The organism is Streptomyces sp. NPDC003943, assembly GCF_053605265.1.
Window position 1 is genome coordinate 1 of sequence record NZ_JBSGIW010000131.1, and the last position, 15152, is coordinate 15152.

A 15152-nucleotide genomic window follows, 5' to 3' on the forward strand; every position below is an offset into this window, starting at 1 on the left:
CGTGGGGCCGGGCACCCGGGGGGGCCGGGGGGCCCCCCGCCGCGCCACTGAGCCCCCCCCCGCCGGGGCCCCCGCCCCGGAAGATCCGGAGCGGGCCCCTCGTGGTGCGGTCAGCGCAGCCCGGCCGACCTGCCCAGCACGTCGTCGAGCACCTGCTCGGCGTCCGCGCCGCCCGGGCCGGTGGCACGCCAGGCGACGAAGGCGTCCGGGCGGACCAGCACCGCACCGCCGGTGCCGACCCCGTACGCCTCGGCCCAGTCACGGTCCTTCGGCCGCAGCTCGCTCTCCGGGCCGACGCGGTGCACCCGCAGCGGCACGCCGAGCCGCTCGGCCGCCGCGACGGCCGCATCGGCCCAGGGGGTCCCGGCGTCGTCGGTGAGCAGGACGTACGCGTCCCAGAACAGATCGATCGTGGAGACGATCCCGCCGTCGCGCTCGATCCAGACGTGCGGGGCGCGGGTGCCGGGCTCTCCGGTGAGCCGCAGCTGCGGCGTGAGCACCGGGCCGGCGGTGTCGCTGACGATCGACGGCGACGTGTACCGGTAGCCGAGCGTGATGATGATGTCGTCCACCATCTCCGCGCGGTCCTGCTCGGTGGCGTGGCCGTGCCGGATCCGGTTGCGGACCATCGCCTGCGCGGCCATCGCCGAACCGACCGCGTGCCGCTCGTCGTGGTAGCTGTCGAGCAGCGGGTCGCCCGCCCAGCCCTTGAGCACGGCCGCCAGCTTCCAGGCCAGGTTGTGGGCGTCGTGGATGCCCGTGTTGGCGCCGAAGCCGCCCGCGGGCGGGTGCAGGTGGGCGGCGTCACCGGCCAGGAAGACCCGCTGGGTGCGGAACCGCTCGGCGACCAGCTGGGCGCCCTGCCACGGCACCTTGTCGACGATCTCCACCGCCAGGTCCGCCCGGCCCGCCGCGGTCCGGACGATCTCGACGCAGCGCTCGTCGGTGAAGTCCTCCGGCTTCTCGCCGCGCTCGGGGTGGTAGATCGGCGCGGCCAGGTACGGGTCGCAGCCGTGCAGCCGGGACAGCCCCATCAGGGTGCCGTTGACGTTCGCGTAGCACAGGATGAACCTGCGGCCCTTGAGCACGGTCTCCAGCTCGGGCGCCTTGAAGTAGATGCTGAGCGCGTTGAACACGGTGCCGCGTCCCTCGCGCTCCACCCCGAGGTGTCCGCGGACGCTGCTGTTCGCGCCGTCCGCGCCCACCAGGTAGTCGGCGCGGATGGTGAAGCGCCGGCCGGTGGCGTTCTCCTCGGCGACGGCGGTCACCCCGTCCGCGTCCTGGGTGAACTCCACGAGCCTGGTGCCGAACCGCACGTCGGCGCCGTACTCCCGGGCCTTCTCCACCAGCACCTTCTCGTACCGGTCCTGGCCGCAGCCCATCACCCGCTCCGGGCTGACGGTCGGGCCGTCCAGCGACGGCGACTCCAGCACCACGGCGTCGTCGATCCCGGCGAAGGTGTCGACCTGGATGATGCCGCCCTCGAAGTACGGGTGCGAGTCGCCCATCTCCAGCGCCCGGATGTCGGCGGAGATGCCGGCGGCCCGGAACAGCTCCAGGGTGCGCGCCTGGAGACCCGGGGCGCGGGGCAGCAGCGAAGTGCCGTCGCGCTTCTCCAGCACCATCGTGCGGATCCCGTGCCGCCCGCTGAACAGGGCGGTGGAGAGGCCGACCGGCCCCGCTCCCACGATCAGCACAGGGATGTTCACGTCATACATGCGTGTCCCCTCATGAACAGACGAACAGTGCCGGGTTGATCCGCCGCACTGCGACCGGGGAAAGAGTTACCGGCGGCGCCTCGAGGATTCCTGGCCTCGCGGTCGGGCGCCCTCGGGCCGGCGGCGGGCGACCCTCGGGCCGGCGGACGGTCGCTCCGGGTCTCCAGGGAGGTTCGAGGAGCGCTCCACGCCCGGCTGACAGCCTCTCAGGCCGACAGGTGCGGCGCCTGGCTGGCAGGCGTCCAGGAAGGAGTCCTCACCATGACGACCAAGGCCCCGGACGTCGGCACTGCCGCCGGGATCCTGCGCCTCGGCAACGCGTTCTGCGACGCCAAGGCCCTGCTGACCGCCGTCGAACTCGACCTGTTCACCCACCTGCACGACGCCCCGGACGGGTCGGCCGACGAGGCCGGGATCAGGCAGGCGCTCGGGCTGCACGGACGCGGCCTGCGCGACTTCCTCGACCTGCTGGTGGCGCTGCGGATCCTGGAGCGCCGAGGCGGCCGCTACCGCAACGCCCCCGGCGCCGACCGGCACCTGGTGCGCGGCGGCGGCGAGTACATCGGCGGCTTCCTGCTGCGCTCCAGCCGCAACCTCTACCCGGCGTGGGGCCGCCTGGAGGAGGCCCTGCGCACCGGGAAGCAGCAGTCGGGCAGCCACTACGACGAGGTGACGCAGAACCCGGAGATCCTGCGCCAGTTCATCGGCAGCATGGACGCCTTCACCAACGTCCTCGGTGCCCGGCTGATCGAGGCGTACGACTGGTCCGGTCACTCCTCGGTGCTCGATGTCGGCGGTGCCCGGGGCAACCTCGCCTCGCAGATCGTCCGGGCCCGGCCGCACCTCGCCGGGCGCGTCTTCGACCTGCCCGAGATGGAGCCCTTCGCCAAGGAGCTGATCGCGGACCTCGGACTCGGCGGCAGGCTGGAGTTCCACGGCGGCAGCTTCTTCACCGATCCGCTGCCCTCGGCCGATGTGGTGATCCTCGGGCACGTCCTGCACGACTGGGACCCCGCGCAGCGGAGCCTGCTGATCCACAAGGCGTTCGACGCGGTCAACCCCGGGGGCACCCTGCTGGTCTACGACCGGATGCTGGACGACGAGCCCGAGCACGCCGAGAACCTGGTGATCAGCCTCGACATGCTGCTCGTCACCGACGGCGGCTCTGAGTACCCGGCCGCGGAGATCGTGGGCTACGCCGAGCACGCCGGCTTCGCCCGTACGGAGGTCAGTCCGCTCGGCGACTACGACACCCTGGTGGCCTGCCACAAGGCCTGACGGGCGGCAGGAGCGCCACGCGCACGCGGCAGCGCCCCCGGAAGGGCTTCCGGGGGCGCTGCCGCGTCGTGGCGGTCAGGGCGGTCAGGGCTTGCGGGCGACGACCAGGGTGTCGAACGCGGCGAGCGGCCGGTGGGTGATCCCGGTGAACCCGGCGTCGTGGGCCTCGGCGGTCAGCTCCGCGACGGTGTACTCCGCGCCGCCGTCCGTGACGAGCAGCATGTTCAGGCTGGCGACCAGGTTCTCGGTGTCGTCCTGCCGCTCGCCGAGCATCCGGTCGTAGATCAGGACCGCCCCGCCGGGGCCGACCGCGTCGAACGCCTTGCCCAGCAGGTGGCGGCGCTGCGCGGGGTCCCAGTCGTGCAGGATGTGGCCCAGGATCAGGACGTCGGCCGGGGGCAGCGGGTCGCGGAAGAAGTCGCCGGGGTGGAACACCGCCTGTCCGGTGCGGCCCAGTTCGGCCATGTGCTCGTGGAAGAACGGCTCCAGCTGCGGCAGGTCGAAGACGTGTCCTTCCAGGCCGGGCTGTGCGGTGAGGAGCTGGCCGAGCAGTCCGCCCCGGCAGCCGCCGACGTCGAGCACCGAGCGGTGGCCGGAGAAGTCGTACGCCTCGGTCAGCCGGGCGCCCAGGCCCTGGGTGAGCCCGTCCATCATCCGTACGAACGCGCCGGTCGCCGCGGCGTCGTCGAGCATGCCCGTGTAGTCGGTGTACGCCTGCGGCTCGCCGGTGCGCAGGGCCTCCGCCAGTCGCCCGTACACCGGGTACAGGTTGAGGTCCGAGCCGCGCAGGAAGCCGCCGATGGCGCCGGGCCGGCCGGAGACCAGGAAGCGGGCGGCGCCCTCGGCGTTGCGGTAGCGGCGCCCCTCGTCGCGGTGCAGCAGGCCCAGCGCCGTGAGCAGGTCCAGGAAGTCGCTCAGGCCCCGCCCGTGCAGCCCGAGCCGCACGCGCAGCTCGTCGGCGCCGGCCGGGCCCTCGTCGAGGACGGTGAACAGGTCCAGTCGGACCGCGGTGAGCAGCGCCTTCGCGTCGCAGAACCGATTGCCGAGCCGTAGGATGCCGGCCGCCGTGCCGGTGTCCCAAGCGGTCGCTGTCATGCCGGGTCTCCTTCGTGTGGGCGAGCCTGTGGCCCGGGATCCGCCGGCGCCGGATGGCGGGCGGCGCGAGCGGGGAGCAGGAACACCAGCAGGAAGGCCGCCGCGAGCAGCCCCGTCTCGTACCAGAGCACCTGGGAGAAGGAGACGGAGAAGCCGCGGTGGCCGGCGAGCAGGCCGAAGAACAGCACGCCCAGTACGGCGACACCGGCCGCCGAGCCCAGCTGGTTGACGGTGTTGAGGACGCCGGACGCCGCGCCGGCGTCCCGGTCGGGCACCCCGGACAGCACCAGCTGGACCAGGGGCGAGGCCACCAGGCCCATGCCGAGGCCCGTGACCAGCAGCCACGGCGCGAGCTGCCAGGTGCCGGCGGACGGTCCGAGGTGCCGGACCGTCAGCAGGAGCGCGAGCGTACCGGCCGTCATCACGGCGATGCCGGCGGCCAGCACCACCCGGCCGAAGCGCCGGGCGGCCAGCGGGGAGACCGCGGACGTGGTCATGGCGCCGAGCGCGTACGGCATCACCGCCAGGCCGGCCTCGAACGGCGAGAAGCCCAGGCCGCTCTGCAGGTAGTAGGTGAACGGGAAGAAGAAGCCGGCCACCGCGGCGAAGAACACCGTCAGCAGCGCAAGACCCACGGTGAAGGTCCGCCGTTCGAACAGCGCGGGCGGCACCAGCGCGAAGCCGTCCCGTCGTTCCTTGGCCCGCTCGTGAAGCGCGAAGCCCACGGCGAGCGGGACCGAAGCGGCCATCAGGACGAACGACCAGGCCGGCCAGCCCAGTTCGCGGCCCTGCACCAGCGGGAACAGCACCGCGAGCAGGGCCGCGGTCACCAGAGTCACGCCCATGAGGTCCAGCCGCCTGGCCACCGGGGCCCGCGAGTCGCGGACGCAGCCGGCCACGCCGGCCAGCGCGACGAGCCCCACCGGCAGGTTGATCAGGAAGATCGGCCGCCACGAAAGACCGAACAGGTCGGCGTTGATGAGCAGGCCGCCGAGCATCGGGCCGAGCGCCGAGGACAGCCCGGACAGGGCGCCGAACAGCCCGAAGACCCGGGACCGCTCGTGGTCCGGGAACGACACCTGGAAGGTCGACATCCCCTGGGTGACCACGAGCGCGCCGCCGAAGCCCTGGAACGCCCGGGACGCGATCAGCACGCCCGCGTTCGGCGCGACGCCGCAGCTCAGCGACGCCACGACGAACACGACGATCCCCGTCAGCAGCACGCGCTTGCGCCCCAGGAGGTCGCCGATCCGCCCCGCCGTCACCAGGCTGAGCGCGAACGTGAGGGTGTACGCCTCCACCACCCACTGCAGGGTCGCCCCGCCGGCGTGCAGCTGCCGCTGGAGGCCGGGGAGGGCCACCACCACGATGGAGGTGTCGATCAGGTCCAGCGCCATCGCGACCAGGACGAAGACCGCGGCCCGCCACCGGGCCGGGTCGAGGCGGCTCGGATCGGCCAGGGTCACGGAGTCGGATGAAGTCGTCATGCGGTTCTCTCGGTGGGGGCTTGCGGGGGTGGAGGTCAGGACGCGGCCGAGGCGGCCTCCAGCGCGTGGTACTGGTACGGGCACGGCAGCGGGGTGGTCGCGGTGAGCTCCAGACCGGCCGCCTCGAACACCCGGCGGTACTCCTCCAGCGTCCGCTCCCGGCCGGTGGTCATCACGAGCATCTCGATGTCCGAGATGGCGGCGCCGAGCGCGTCGGCCGGATCCGCGTCCGCGCCGTTCTCGGGCAGCACCGAACTGAACACCACCACGCGGCCGCCGGCGGGCAGCACCTCGCGGATGTTGCCGAGGATGCGCACGCTCTCCTCGTCGTTCCAGTCGTGCAGGATGTTCTTCAGCAGGTACAGGTCACCGCCCGCGGGCACCGAGTCGAAGAACGACCCCTCGGCGATGCCGCAGCGCTCCGACAGCCCGGCCTCCGCGAGCACGCCCGCGGTCTCCGCCAGTCCGTTGTCGGTGTCGAAGACGGTGCCCCGCAGCTCCGGGTTGGCCCCGAGCACGGCCGAGAGAAGGGTGCCGCGGCCGCCGCCGACGTCCACCACGTGGCGGAACCGGGTGAAGTCGAAGTGCCGCACGATCGCCGGGGACTGCACGTCACTGCCGCCGGTCATCGCGGCGTGGAAGGTCGCCGCCAGCTCGCCGTCCTTCTCGAAGTAGTCGAACAGCGGGGCGCCGTTGGCGATCTCGAACGCGGAGCGCCCGGTGCGCACCGACTCCTCAAGCACCTCCCAGGCCCGCCACACCGGTGCCGCCGCGTGCATGTCGGACAGCGGCCCGAAGTGCTCGGCGACCGGGGTCGCCCGGTACCCGCCGGCGTCCTGCGAGAGCACTCCCGCCCGGACGGCCGCGTACAGCAGCCGGCGCAGACTGCGCGGGTGGGCGCCGGTGGTCTCGATCAGCTCCTCGGCGGTGCGCGGGCCGTCCTGCACCGCGGCGAGGACGCCGAGGCTGCTCACGGTCGCGCCGATCTGGTGGAGGGCGAATCCGAAGGCCAGCGGCAGGTACTCCGCCGCGGTGGCCGGCTGCGTCGGGATCTGACTGCTCATTGCTCTCCCTCTGGGTTCCGTACGGAGGTGTACCGGGGGGAATGTCGCAGCGCCCGATGGAGTCTCGCTCGAACCCGCGCCGGGCCGTACCGCTTCCGCGGCGTTCGACCGCGCTTCGAGCGGGTCCCCAGGACGGATGCGCACGCTGGCCCGGTCCGAGCAGTGCGCGCAGGAGAGGGCGGTTCAGACATGAGCGGCGACCGGTGCCCCGTCGGGTATCCCCTTCCATGGGCTCCCGCCCCCGACATACCGGAGGGCTGGACGACGCTGCGCGAGCGGCCGCTCCTCGAGATCACGCTGCCCAGTGGCGAACCGGCGCTGCTGGTCACCCGGTACAAGGACGTACGGCGGCTGTTCGCCGACGAGCGGCTCAGCCGCAACACCTTCGGCAGGGCCTCCCGCGTCTCGGCCAGCAACGACCTGTTCGGCGATCCCAGGATCGACAACGACCCGCCCCGCTATCTGATCGAACGGGGCGTCGTCATGCGGGCGTTCAGCGCGCGCCGGATCGAGGCGCTGCGCGTGGTCGTCAAGGAGATCGTCGAGCAGCTCCTCGACGAGATCGCCGGGGGGCCGCAGCCGGTCGACCTGATGGAGGCGTTCGCCTACCCGCTGCCGATCCTGGTGATCTGCCACATGCTGGGCGTGCCGCCGCAGGACCGGGCGAAGTTCCGCCGCCTGATCGACGGCTTCCTGTCCGTCTCCCGGCTGCCCGAGGACGAGGTCGAGGAGTGCCGGCGGCAGTACTGGGACTACCTGACCGAGCTGATCGACGCCAAGCGCGAGAAGCCGGGCGACGACCTGATCAGCGAGCTGATCGAGATCAGCCGCGAGGACCCCGCGAAGCTGACCGACTACCAGCTCCAGCACTGGGTCAAGACCCTGCTGATCGCCGGCTACGTCACCACCGCCTCCCAGCTCGGCACCGGCATGGCCGTGCTGCTGCACCGGCCCGAGGTGACCGCCGAGCTGAAGGCGGACCTCTCGCTGGTGCCCTCGGCCGTCGAGGAACTGCTGCGCTACCAGATCATGGGCACCTCGCTGGGCACGCTGCGCTACGCCGTCGAGGACATCGAGCTGCTCGACGGCACCACGGTCATCCCCAAGGGCTCCACGGTGCTGCTCTCCCAGGAGGCCAACATGGACGCCGACGAGTTCGAGAACCCGCTCGACCTGGACATCCGCCGCACGGAGAACCACCACCTGACCTTCGGCGCGGGCATCCACTTCTGCGCCGGCGCCGCGCTGGCCCGGATGGAACTCCAGGAGGCCACCGAGGGCCTGCTGCGCCGCCTGCCCGGCCTGCGGCTCGCGGTGCCCGGCGAGGAGCTGAAGCGGCCGGAGGGCGGCTTCCTGGCCGGCTACGCCGAGATCCCCGTGAGCTGGTGACGACGATGGGCTCCCTGCGTGTCTCCGCCGACCGGGAGACCTGTGTCACCAGCAGCCTGTGCGTCTACCGGCTGCCGCAGGTGTTCGACCAGGACGAGGAGGGCCGCGTCGTGGTCCTGGACGGGCGGCCCCCGGACACCCTGCGCGACGAACTCCGACGCGCCTGGCGAGGCTGCCCGACCCGCTCCATCCAGGTCGAGGGCCTCACCGCCGAGGAGGGCGACACCACCCCATGACCAGCGAACCGCTGCACGCCGGGCCCGCCGCCGGCGGGACACCGGCCCCCGCTCCCCTCCGCGTCATCGTCATCGGCGCCGGCACCGGCGGCATGGCGCTGGCGCACGGGTTGCGGCGGGCCGGGTTCGACGTCGTCGTCTACGAGCGGGACCGGACCCGAAGCGCGGGACTGCACGGGTACCGCGTCGGGATCGGCCCCGACGGAAGCGCGGCCCTCAAACAGCTGCTGCCGCCCGAACTGCACGAGACGTTCAAGGCCACCTGCGCCCGGCCGCCGCGCCACTTCGTCATGCTCACCGAGCGGCTGCGCACCAGCATCGACCTGCCGCTGCGCCCCGCCGTGGACGAGGAGAGCGGCGAACGCTCGGTCAGCCGGATGACGCTGCGCCAGGTGCTGTTCACCGGCATGGAGGACGTCATCCGGTTCGGCCGCACGTTCACCCACTACGAGCAGCGCCCCGACGGCAGGGTCACCGCGTACTTCGCCGAGGGCGGCGAGGACACCGGCGACCTGCTGGTGGCGGCGGACGGCGTCGGCTCCCGCGTACGCAAGCAGTATCTGCCGCACGCCCGGGTCGAGGACGCCGGCATCATCTCCATCGCCGCGAAGCTCCCGCTCACTCCGGAGTCCCGCGCCCTGCTCCCGGAGGCCGTCGCCGACGGCATCGGCCTGGTCCTCGCCCCCCGGGGGTACAGCTGCATCCTGCACACCATGGAGTTCCCGTGGGACCGGGACGGCCTGCTCAAGAACGGCGTCGGCGGCAACGACGCCGAGCTGGTACGGCAGTGGCCCGGCCTGCTCTTCGACAACACCCGCGACTACGTCAACTGGGGCTTCTGGGCGGCCACCGACAAGTTCCCGCCCGACGTGCTCAAGCGCGACGGACGCCAACTGATCGAGCTCGTCCGTGAGATGACCCGCGACTGGCACCCGAACCTGCGCGAGCTGTTCCGGCTCGCCGACCCCAGCACGTGCTTCCCCATCAACATCCGCACCTCCGTGCCCGTGCCCCAGTGGCCCACCGGCAACATCACCCTCATCGGCGACGCGATCCACACCATGACGCCCGGCCAGGGCGTCGGCGCCAACACCGCGCTGCGCGACGCCGCCCTCCTGACCCGCAGACTCACCGACTTCCGGGACGGCCGCAGCAGCCTCCACGACGCCGTCCGCGCCTACGAGACCAGGATGATCGACTACGGCTTCGAGGCCGTCCTCGCCTCCCGGGCCCAGACCGGCGGCGACCAGCTGATCCACCGGCCGTACCTCGGCCGGCTCGCCCTCGCTGCCCTGCGCGCCCAGCTCCACGTCGCGTCCCGGATCCCGTCCGCGAAGCGTCGGATGGCCGACGCCATGCACACCCGTCGCGGCGGCGACCGCGACGAGGACTGACCGACCCCCGTACCGTCACCCGAGGAGGAACCACCGTGGACATCGGCGTTTGCCTGCCGATCGGCGTACCCGGCGCCGAGGGCAGCCGGTTGATCGAGTTCGCCCGCCGGGCCGACCGCCTCGGCTTCAGCAGCCTGACCGTCACCGACCGCGTGGTGTACGACAGTTACGACAGCATCGTCGCGCTGTCCGCCGCCGCCGCGGTCACCACCCGGATCAAGCTGGTCACGGCCATCCTGCTGCCCGCCTACCGGCCCAGCGCCGTCGAGCTGGGCAAGCAGCTCGCCAGCCTCGACCGGATCTCCGACGGCCGCCTGGTCGTCGGTGTCTCCGCCGGCATGCGCGAGGACGACTACGCCGCCACCGGCACCGACTTCCACACGCGCGGCCGCCGCCTGGACACCACGATCGAGGAGATGCGGCAGCTCTGGGCGGGGGAGGGACCCCACGCCGGCGTCGGACCCCGCCCCGTCCACGGCGACATCCCGCTGTGGGGCGGCGGCCACTCCCCGGCCGGCCTGCGCCGCGCCGCCCGCCACACCATCGGCTGGATCTCGCCCGGCGGCCCGCCCCAGCGGTACGCCGAGCAGGTCGAGGGCTTCCGCAAGCTCTGGGCGGAGGAGGGCCGCGAGGGCGCCCCCCGGATGGGCGCCAACTGCTACGCGGCGCTCGGCCCGAACGGCGCGGAGGACGCCCGCACGCACATGCTCTCGTACTACGGCTACATGGGCCAGCTCGCCGAGCACCTCGCGAAGGGCGCCATCACCGAGCGCGAGACGCTCCGCGCGGTCGCCGACGGCTACGCGGCGGCCGGCTGCGACGAGCTGTTCCTGCTGTCGGTCACGGCCGACCCCGACCACCTGGACCTGCTCGCCGAAGCGGTCCTGCGCTGATGGCGCGGATGCCCGGCACCGGCCGCAGCGCCGTCGTGGTGGGCGGCGGGATCGGCGGCCTGGCCGCCGCCGTCGGCCTGCACCGGACCGGGTGGCAGGTGACCGTCCTGGAACGCGCCCCCGAACCGCGCGAGACCGGTGCGGGCATCTCGCTGCTCACCAACGCCCAGCGCGCGCTCGACCTGCTCGGCGTCGGCGACGACGTACGGCGGCGCGCGGCGGTCATGGCACCCGGCGGCGAAGGTCTGCGCCTCGCCTCCGGCCGCCGCCTGCAGCCACCCGCCGACCCGGCGTTCCTCCGCGCACACGGCCTCTCCCTGATCGTGCTGACCCGCCCGGAGCTGCACGCCGTGCTCCGCGCGGCCCTGCCGGACCGCGCCCTGCGCACCGGTGCCGAGGTCACCCGCGTCGTCGACCTCCAGGGCGGCGCGGAGGCCGTCCACCGTACGGCCGTCGGCGAGCGGACCGTGCGCGCCGACCTGGTCGTCGCCGCCGACGGCGCGTTCAGCCGGATCCGGCGCGCGCGGTGGCCACAGGTTCCGCCGCCCGTGTACAGCGGCCACAGCGTCTGGCGCGGCATCGCCGAGGGCGTCGACGGCGCGGCCGAGCCCGGCGGCAGCAGCTGGGGCCGCGGCCTGGAGTTCGGCCGCATGCCGCTCGGCGGAGACCGCGTCTACTGGTTCGCCGTCGCCAACACGCCGGAGGGGCTGCGGTTCGCCGACGAACACGCGGAAGTGCGACGCCGGTTCGGCCACTGGCACCATCCGGTGCCCGAGCTGATCGCCGCCACCCCGGCCGGCCGCGTCCTGCGTCACGACGTCTACGAGCTGGCCCGGCCGCTGCCCTCGTACGTCTCGGGACGGGTCGCGATGCTGGGCGACGCCGCCCACGCCATGACCTCGGACCTGGGGCAGGGCGCCTGCCAGGCCCTGGAGGACGCGGCCGTGCTGTGCGCGGCGCTCGCCGCCGAGCCCGACATCCCGACCGCCCTCGCCCAGTACGACGAGCAGCGCCGGCCGCGTTCCCAGGGCATCGTCGAAGCCTCCCGCCGCATGGGCGAGTTCAAGCTCACCGAAGACCGCTGGCGCGTCCTGCGCCGTAACGTCCGCCTCCGCCGCACCCCGCCCACGGCGAGCCAACAGGGCCTGGCCGCGGTCGGCGACTGGCACCCCCCGGCCCTCTCCCCGACTCCCCTGAAGGAAGCGACGTGACACAGAGAGAGGAGTCGACGTGTTCGTCGTGATCGGTGCCGGCGGCACCGTCGGGCGCGAGGTGGTGGCCGGCTTGCGAAGCGGCGGCCGGGCGGTCCGGGCGTTCGTACGCGACCCTGGCCGGGTCCGGTTCGGGCCCGGAGTCGAGGTCGCCGTCGGGGATCTGGGACGGCCGGAGACCGTGCGGGCCGCGCTGGACGGGGCCGAGGGGGTCTTCGTGCTGTCCGCCGGACCGGACGCCGCCGCGCAGGAGGCCGCGGTCGCCGAGCAGGTGCGCCGGTGCCGGGTCGGCCGGGTCGTGAAGCTCTCCTCGGTCGCCGCGGACGAGCCCGCCCTCGGCTCGTACGGCCGCGCCCACGCGGAGGCCGAGCAGGCGTTCGCCCGTACCGGCGCCGAGTTCACCGCGCTGCGCCCCACCGCCTTCATGTCGAACGTGCTCCAGTGGCGCGCCTCGATCGCCGCCGAGGGGACCGTGCACCAGACGTACGGGCACATTCCGCGCGCCGTGGTCGACCCGGCGGACGTCGCCGCCGTGGCCGTCGTCTGTCTGACGACCGCCGGGCACGGCGGCCGGGTTCACCGGCTCACCGGTCCCGAGGCGCTGACCGCGCCCCAGCAGGCCGCCCGCGTCGCCAGGCTGCTCGGCCGCCCGCTGACATACGTCGAGGCGCCCCGTGCGGCGGCGGCCGAGGCGATGGCGGCGGGTGGTCTGCCGGCCGGGTTCGCCGCCGGACTGCTGGACGCCCAGGCCGACCCCGACCCGCGCAGAGGCGGCCTCCCGCTGCCCACCGTACGGAGCCTGACCGGACGGGAACCGAACGGTTTCGACGCCTGGCTGTCGCGCCACAAGCACCTGTTCGAGACGGGCTGACGCTCCGGCGGGACTCAAGCCGTTCTCGATCGACGTGGTCGAGTTTCGAGGGGATCCACGCCTGGTAGAACTCGCCCGACGGGGCAGGAGGGGGACGAGTCGCATGACGTTGCGTCAGCGGTTACTGACGCGTGCCGGGCCGCTCCTCGGGCAGGTGCGCGCACACCCGTTCTGGACGGGCCTGTGCGACGGCACCCTGCCGCCCGAGGCCCTCTGGTACTTCGCCGAGCAGGACTTCCGCTTCACCGTTCCCGCCTACGCGCGCGCCCTCGCCCGTACGGCCGCCGTCGCGCAGCGCCCCGAGCAGGGGGCACTCCTGGCGGGCGCGGCCGGTGCGACGTTCGAGTCGCTCAGCCGGATGTCACGCGAACTCGACGCGCTGGCCGACCGGTTCCCGCACCTCGAACGGGCCGACGGCATCAGCGGGGCCACGCTCGCCCACACCTCCTTCCTCACCGCGGTCTCGACCGGATCCTTCGCCGCGGCGCTGGGCGGCCTGCTGCCGATGACCTGGTTCCACCAACAGGTCTGCGTCGAGCTGCGGCGACTTCTGGTGCCGGGCACGCGCTACACGGACTGGATCGACCAGTACTGCCCGGGAGACGGCTTCGACGACTACGTCGAGGCGTACCTCGCGCTCGTCGACGACTTCGCCGCCACCGCGCCCGAGGCCGAACTCACCCTCCTGGCGGACGGTTTCCTGCACGGGGCGCGCTACGAGCTCGCCTTCTGCGAGGCGGCCTGGCGGCCGCGGAACCGGGCCGACACCACATCGGAAAGGAATTCATGGAAGTGACCCCGTACGACGAGACCGTGCCCGTACTGATCGTCGGCGGCGGCTATGCCGGGCTGGCGACGTCTCTCTTCCTCTCGCACCACGGAGTGAGGTCGCTGCTCGTCGACCGGCACGCCGGTGTGGCGGTCCAGGGGCGCGCCCGCGGCATCAACCCCCGTACGATGGAGATCTACCGGCCGCTCGGCCTGGAAGCCGAGATCAAGGAGGCCGGCCGCCCCTTCGACGCCGACTCGGGCGTCGTCCGCTGCGAGAACCTCAGCTCCGAGTGGCACTGGATCATGGCGCAGGACTCCCCGCGCGCGCTGCCCGAGTTCACCGCCGGCGAGTTCGGCATGGCCGACCAGAGCACCGTGGAGCCCGTCCTCGCGAAGCGCGCCCGCGCCAACGGCGCCGAGATCCGGCACCACACCCAGTGCGTCTCGGTGGAGCAGGACGCGGACGGCGTCACGGCGGTGATCGAGGACCGCGGCACGGGCGAGCGCCGCACCGTGCGGGCCGGGTACCTGGTGGCCTGCGACGGCTACCGCGGCACCATCCGCGACGGCCTCGGCATCGCGCGGACCGGGCGCGGCACGATCCGCTCCTACGTCTCCTTCGTCATCAAGGCCGACCTGTCGGACCTGATCGAGAAGACCGCGCTGTTCTGGATCATCGGCGGCGACGGCGTCTCCGGCGGCTTCGTCACCCACGCGCTGCCGGACCACTGGGGCGTCGCGCTCACCTACGACCCCGCCGAGGAGTCCCCCGAGGACTACACCCTGGAGCGGTGCGCCGCCGCGGCCCAGGCCCTGATCGGCCGGGACGTCCCGGTCGAGGTCATCGACAAGTCCTCCTGGGAGGAGGCGGTCGGGGTCGCCGACCGCTACCGCGCCGGACGCGTCTTCCTCGTCGGCGACGCCGCGCACGTCTGGCCGCCGGCGGGCGCGCTGGGGGCCAACTCGGCGGTGCAGGACGCCCACAACCTGGCCTGGAAGCTCGCCGCGGTGATCAAGGGGCAGGCCGGCGACGGCCTGCTGGACAGCTACGAGGACGAGCGGCGCGCCGTCGCCGTGGAGCTGGCCGACCTCACCGTGCGCAGCCAGGAGTCGCGCTTCGGGCCCACCCCGCAGGAGGACCCGCTGGAGCCCACGCTGTGCATCCTGGCCCAGCGCTACCGCTCCTCGGCGATGATCGGCGCGGAGCACACCGGCGTCATCGGCGAGCAGGTCGACCAGTACGCCAGGCCCGGCACCCGCGCGCCGCACCTGTGGCTCGACCACGACGGCCGCCGCATCGGCGCGCACGACCTGTTCCACGACGCGTTCGTCCTCCTCACCGGTCCCTCCGGCGACGAGTGGAAGAGCGCCGCGGCCCAGGCCGCGGCGGGCACCTCGGTGCCCGTGCGGGCCTACCGGGTAGGCCCGGCCGCCTCCGGCGCCGAGCTGACCGACGTCGAGTCCGAGTGGGCGACCCGTTACCGCCTCGGCCAGGGCGGTGCGGTCCTGGTCCGCCCCGACGGCTACGTCGCGTGGCGCGGCGAGGAGCTTCCCGCCGACCCGGCGGCGGCGCTCACCGACGCGCTCCGCCAGGTCCTCTCCGTCAGCGCCTGAACACCACGAGGGCGCCGGTCCCGCACGGGACCGGCCCCCGCACACATGACCGCCCGGCCCACGCCGCCCGGGCCCCCCGCCACGCCCCCCCCCCCCCCTATCCCACCCCCGCTAACCGGGTATATCTTTTC

The 15152-nt window shown here is 73.4% G+C and carries 13 protein-coding genes; 9 read left to right on the plus strand and 4 right to left on the minus strand.

Features of this window, described 5'->3' with window-relative positions:
• Positions 1 to 110: 110 nt before the first annotated feature.
• Positions 111 to 1718: an FAD-dependent monooxygenase gene (locus ACWEV0_RS33470; protein ID WP_453153518.1), complete on the minus strand. Its 1608-nt coding sequence runs from the start codon at positions 1716 to 1718 to the stop codon at positions 111 to 113.
• Positions 1719 to 1979: 261 nt separating this feature from the next.
• Between ACWEV0_RS33470 and ACWEV0_RS33475 the strand changes: the two genes are divergently transcribed.
• Positions 1980 to 2996, plus strand: a complete 1017-nt coding sequence (locus ACWEV0_RS33475; protein WP_453153519.1) for a methyltransferase — start codon at positions 1980 to 1982, stop codon at positions 2994 to 2996.
• Between the two features lie 84 nt (positions 2997 to 3080).
• Here the strand turns inward: ACWEV0_RS33475 and ACWEV0_RS33480 are convergent, their stop codons facing one another.
• Genes ACWEV0_RS33480 through ACWEV0_RS33490 form a run of 3 tightly spaced genes read right to left on the minus strand, consistent with a single transcriptional unit; the run spans position 3081 to position 6642 of the window.
• Entirely contained in the window at positions 3081 to 4091 is a 1011-nt protein-coding gene (locus ACWEV0_RS33480) for a methyltransferase (RefSeq protein ID WP_453153520.1), read from the minus strand.
• A complete protein-coding gene (locus ACWEV0_RS33485; RefSeq protein ID WP_453153522.1) occupies positions 4088 to 5578 on the minus strand; it encodes an MFS transporter in 1491 nt (496 codons plus the stop codon). Before ACWEV0_RS33485 ends, ACWEV0_RS33480 begins: the two co-directional genes overlap by 4 nt.
• 35 nt (positions 5579 to 5613) lie before the next feature.
• Positions 5614 to 6642 carry a methyltransferase gene (locus ACWEV0_RS33490; RefSeq protein WP_453153524.1) on the minus strand — a complete coding sequence of 343 codons (1029 nt, stop codon included), beginning with the start codon at positions 6640 to 6642 and terminating at the stop codon, positions 5614 to 5616.
• Positions 6643 to 6831: 189 nt separating this feature from the next.
• Between ACWEV0_RS33490 and ACWEV0_RS33495 the strand changes: the two genes are divergently transcribed.
• The 8 genes from ACWEV0_RS33495 to ACWEV0_RS33530 all read left to right on the plus strand — a co-directional run bounded on the left by ACWEV0_RS33495 (position 6832) and on the right by ACWEV0_RS33530 (position 15021).
• Positions 6832 to 8031 carry a cytochrome P450 gene (locus ACWEV0_RS33495; RefSeq protein ID WP_453153525.1) on the plus strand — a complete coding sequence of 400 codons (1200 nt, stop codon included), beginning with the start codon at positions 6832 to 6834 and terminating at the stop codon, positions 8029 to 8031.
• Positions 8032 to 8036: 5 nt separating this feature from the next.
• Complete coding sequence (locus ACWEV0_RS33500) at positions 8037 to 8267, plus strand: ferredoxin (protein ID WP_453153527.1); 231 nt, start codon at positions 8037 to 8039, stop codon at positions 8265 to 8267.
• Entirely contained in the window at positions 8264 to 9661 is a 1398-nt protein-coding gene (locus tag ACWEV0_RS33505; RefSeq protein WP_453153528.1) for an FAD-dependent oxidoreductase, read from the plus strand. The genes ACWEV0_RS33500 and ACWEV0_RS33505 overlap by 4 nt, the downstream gene beginning before the upstream one ends.
• Before the next feature lie 35 nt (positions 9662 to 9696).
• Positions 9697 to 10554 (plus strand): LLM class flavin-dependent oxidoreductase, encoded by an 858-nt coding sequence (locus ACWEV0_RS33510; protein ID WP_453153529.1) that lies wholly within the window; start codon positions 9697 to 9699, stop codon positions 10552 to 10554.
• The gene (locus tag ACWEV0_RS33515) at positions 10554 to 11765 is read left to right on the plus strand and encodes an FAD-dependent monooxygenase (RefSeq protein ID WP_453153531.1); all 1212 of its coding nucleotides are present in this window, start codon (positions 10554 to 10556) and stop codon (positions 11763 to 11765) included. Before ACWEV0_RS33510 ends, ACWEV0_RS33515 begins: the two co-directional genes overlap by 1 nt.
• A 19-nt stretch (positions 11766 to 11784) precedes the next feature.
• On the plus strand, positions 11785 to 12636 hold the full coding sequence (locus tag ACWEV0_RS33520) for an NAD(P)H-binding protein (protein WP_453153533.1): 852 nt from the start codon (positions 11785 to 11787) through the stop codon (positions 12634 to 12636).
• A gap of 103 nt (positions 12637 to 12739) precedes the next feature.
• The gene (locus tag ACWEV0_RS33525) at positions 12740 to 13432 is read left to right on the plus strand and encodes a TenA family protein (protein WP_453153534.1); all 693 of its coding nucleotides are present in this window, start codon (positions 12740 to 12742) and stop codon (positions 13430 to 13432) included.
• A complete protein-coding gene (locus ACWEV0_RS33530) occupies positions 13423 to 15021 on the plus strand; it encodes an FAD-dependent monooxygenase (RefSeq protein ID WP_453153535.1) in 1599 nt (532 codons plus the stop codon). The genes ACWEV0_RS33525 and ACWEV0_RS33530 overlap by 10 nt, the downstream gene beginning before the upstream one ends.
• Positions 15022 to 15152: the final 131 nt, after the last annotated feature.

Excerpts from the sequence above, each read along its gene's own strand:
- ACWEV0_RS33470 (WP_453153518.1), bottom strand. The coding sequence starts at position 1,718 with ATGTATGACGTGAACATCCCTGTGCTGATCGTGGGAGCGGGGCCGGTC.
- ACWEV0_RS33475 (WP_453153519.1), top strand. The coding sequence starts at position 1,980 with ATGACGACCAAGGCCCCGGACGTCGGCACTGCCGCCGGGATCCTGCGC.
- ACWEV0_RS33480 (WP_453153520.1), bottom strand. The coding sequence starts at position 4,091 with ATGACAGCGACCGCTTGGGACACCGGCACGGCGGCCGGCATCCTACGG.
- ACWEV0_RS33485 (WP_453153522.1), bottom strand. The coding sequence starts at position 5,578 with ATGACGACTTCATCCGACTCCGTGACCCTGGCCGATCCGAGCCGCCTC.
- ACWEV0_RS33490 (WP_453153524.1), bottom strand. The coding sequence starts at position 6,642 with ATGAGCAGTCAGATCCCGACGCAGCCGGCCACCGCGGCGGAGTACCTG.
- ACWEV0_RS33495 (WP_453153525.1), top strand. The coding sequence starts at position 6,832 with ATGAGCGGCGACCGGTGCCCCGTCGGGTATCCCCTTCCATGGGCTCCC.
- ACWEV0_RS33500 (WP_453153527.1), top strand. The coding sequence starts at position 8,037 with ATGGGCTCCCTGCGTGTCTCCGCCGACCGGGAGACCTGTGTCACCAGC.
- ACWEV0_RS33505 (WP_453153528.1), top strand. The coding sequence starts at position 8,264 with ATGACCAGCGAACCGCTGCACGCCGGGCCCGCCGCCGGCGGGACACCG.
- ACWEV0_RS33515 (WP_453153531.1), top strand. The coding sequence starts at position 10,554 with ATGGCGCGGATGCCCGGCACCGGCCGCAGCGCCGTCGTGGTGGGCGGC.
- ACWEV0_RS33525 (WP_453153534.1), top strand. The coding sequence starts at position 12,740 with ATGACGTTGCGTCAGCGGTTACTGACGCGTGCCGGGCCGCTCCTCGGG.
- ACWEV0_RS33530 (WP_453153535.1), top strand. The coding sequence starts at position 13,423 with ATGGAAGTGACCCCGTACGACGAGACCGTGCCCGTACTGATCGTCGGC.